Annotated in this window: 2 protein-coding genes and 1 pseudogene; all 3 read left to right on the top strand. The window is 66.3% G+C overall.

What is annotated here, in order from left to right; all coding sequences use genetic code 11:
* The first annotated feature begins 171 nt into the window (after positions 1-171).
* Positions 172-597, top strand: coding sequence for a nucleoside-diphosphate kinase (ndk, locus tag AC1DYI_RS31950; protein WP_477208136.1), 426 nt, complete (start codon positions 172-174; stop codon positions 595-597).
* A gap of 121 nt (positions 598-718) precedes the next feature.
* Positions 719-1,867 (top strand): annotated as a pseudogene (rlmN, locus tag AC1DYI_RS31945) (dual-specificity RNA methyltransferase RlmN); the annotation flags it as partial.
* 34 nt (positions 1,868-1,901) lie between these two features.
* Positions 1,902-2,696, top strand: a 795-nt coding sequence (pilW, locus tag AC1DYI_RS31940; protein ID WP_477208135.1) for a type IV pilus biogenesis/stability protein PilW, incomplete at its 3' end; no start/stop codon positions are given.

Below are 2,696 nucleotides of genomic sequence, written 5' to 3'. Positions count from 1 at the left end.
CGGCAAGGGTGGGCGCCGAGGTGGCCGCCGTTGACTCGCAACAGCCTGTTTACCTAGCAAGATCCGTCAACGGGCAAGGCTAGAATTCGAGGCTTTGCTCACGCACCCACCGGCCCGAAATAACCAAAAGGCCGGTCAAAGATTCAACCCAAGAAAGTTCAGGAACAAGTCATGGCCATCGAACGCACCCTCTCGATCATCAAGCCCGACGCCGTCGCGAAGAACGTGATCGGCCAGATCTACGCCCGTTTCGAAGGCGCCGGCCTGAAGGTCATCGCCGCCCGCATGATGCATCTGTCGCGTGCCGATGCTGAAGCCTTCTACGCCGTGCACAAGGCCCGCCCGTTCTTCAACGACCTGGTCAGCTTCATGATCTCCGGTCCCGTGATGGTGCAGGCGCTGGAAGGCGAAGGCGCGATCCTGAAGAACCGCGACCTGATGGGCGCCACCGACCCGAAAAAGGCCGACAAGGGCACCATCCGCGCCGACTTCGCCGACTCGATCGACGCCAACGCCGTGCACGRCTCGGACGCCGCCGAGACCGCTGCGGTCGAGATCGCGTTCTTCTTCCCGGGCATGAACATCCACTCGCGCTGATAGGCGCGGGCGGCCAAGGTCGACCATGAGTCACTCGGACCGAGCGCAGGGCCGCTCCCAAGCCGGTCCGCATCCCCTCGGGGGATCGACCGGCGTACCCGCCGGTCTAGGGGCGCCAGTCAACTTACTTGACTTCGACCTGGACGGCTTGGCCGCCTACTGCGAAGGCCTGGGCGAGAAGCGTTTTCGCGCCACCCAGCTCTTTCGCTGGATCCACCAGAAGGGCGCTGCCGATTTCGGCGCCATGACCGACCTGGCCAAATCGCTGCGCGACAAGCTCGCCGGCGCGGCCGAGGTCAAGCTGTTGCCGGTCGCCACTGAGCAAGCCTCGACAGACGGCACGATCAAGTGGCTGTTCGACGTCGGCGGCGGCGACGCGGTCGAGACCGTCTTCATCCCCGAAGACGACCGCGGCACGCTGTGCATCTCGTCGCAGGCGGGCTGCGCGGTCGGCTGCCGCTTCTGCTCCACCGGCCACCAAGGTTTTTCGCGCAACCTGACGACGGGCGAGATCCTGGCCCAGCTCTGGTATGCCGAGCACCACCTGCGCCAGCGCCTGAAGCTCGCACCCGGCGAACGCGCCATCACCAACGTGGTGATGATGGGCATGGGTGAGCCGCTGCAAAACTACAGCGCCCTCGTGCCGGCATTGAAGGTGATGCTGGACGACCACGGCTATGGCCTGTCGCGCCGGCGCGTCACCGTCTCCACCTCGGGCGTCGTGCCGATGATGGACCGGCTGCGCGAAGACTGTCCGGTGGCGCTGGCCGTGTCGCTGCACGCACCGACCGACCCGCTGCGCGATGACCTCGTGCCGCTGAACAAGAAGTACCCGCTGGTCGAGCTGATGGCGGCTTGCCGCCGCTACCTTGAAGCCGCTCCACGCGACTTCATCACCTTCGAGTACTGCATGCTCGACGGCGTCAACGACAGCGACGACCAGGCGCGCGAGCTGCTGGCATTGGTCAGCGGCCGCGGCGCCGGCGGCGACGAGCGCGTGCCCTGCAAGTTCAACCTGATCCCGTTCAACCCGTTCCCCGAATCTGGCCTGCTGCGCTCGCCGCGGCCGCGCGTGCAGGCTTTTGGCAAGGTGTTGCAGGACGCCGGCGTGGTGACGACGATCCGCAAGACCCGCGGCGACGACATCGATGCCGCCTGCGGCCAGCTTGCCGGTGAGGTACAAGACCGCACCCGCGCGGCGCAGCGCATGAAGCGATTGCCGGTGCGGGTGGTGGTGGCTCGCCCCGACAGCCCCCCGAAGACCCGTTGACAACCAGGCCCTCGCTGCCGAAGGAGACACTGCATTGACGTCCAAGCATTGCGGGCCCACCCGCGCATGGTGGCTGGTGGCAAGCATCGGCCTGTCGGCTGTGCTGAGTGTGCTGCAGGGTTGCGCGGCACCGGCCGGTGGCAACAAGGGTGTCGCCAAGCTGGCGCCCGGGGATGTTCAAACCGACTCGGACACGTCCGATGCCGACCGACGCGCGCGCGTGCGGATGGAGCTGGCGGCGGCCTACTTCAGCCGCGGCCAATCGAACACGGCGCTCGATGAGGTCAAGATGGCGCTGCAGGCCAAGCCTGACATGGCGGACGCCTACAACATGCGCGGGCTGATCTACGCCAACATGGGCGAGCCGGCGCTGGCGGAAGACAGCTTCCGCCACGCCCTGCAGATCAACCCGCAAGACGCGGACACGATGCACAACTTCGGCTGGTTCCTGTGCCAGCAGCGTCGCTTTGCCGATGCCGAGTCCCAGTTCACAGCGGCGCTGGCGGTGCCGAACTACCGCGACCTGATCCGCACCAACCTGGCGCTGGGCGTTTGCTACGCCCGCAACAACAACCTGGCCGAGGCCGAGCGCTCGCTGCAGCGCGCCTACGAGCTGGACCCGGCCAACCCCACCACCGCGCTGAACCTGTCCGAAGTGCTGTTGCGGCGCGGCGAGTTCGAGCGCGCGCGCTTCTACGTGCGGCGCGTCAACGCGGTCGACGATCTGGTGAATGCACAGACCTTGTGGCTGGCCATTCGCATCGAGAAGAAGCTGGGGCAGAGTTCGCAGGTCGAGATTCTGGGCAACCAGCTGGCCAATCGTTTCCCC

It is taken from the genome of Ideonella sp. P3_A4 (genome assembly GCF_056403075.1).
This window is presented reverse-complemented; position numbering and strand designations above follow the sequence as displayed.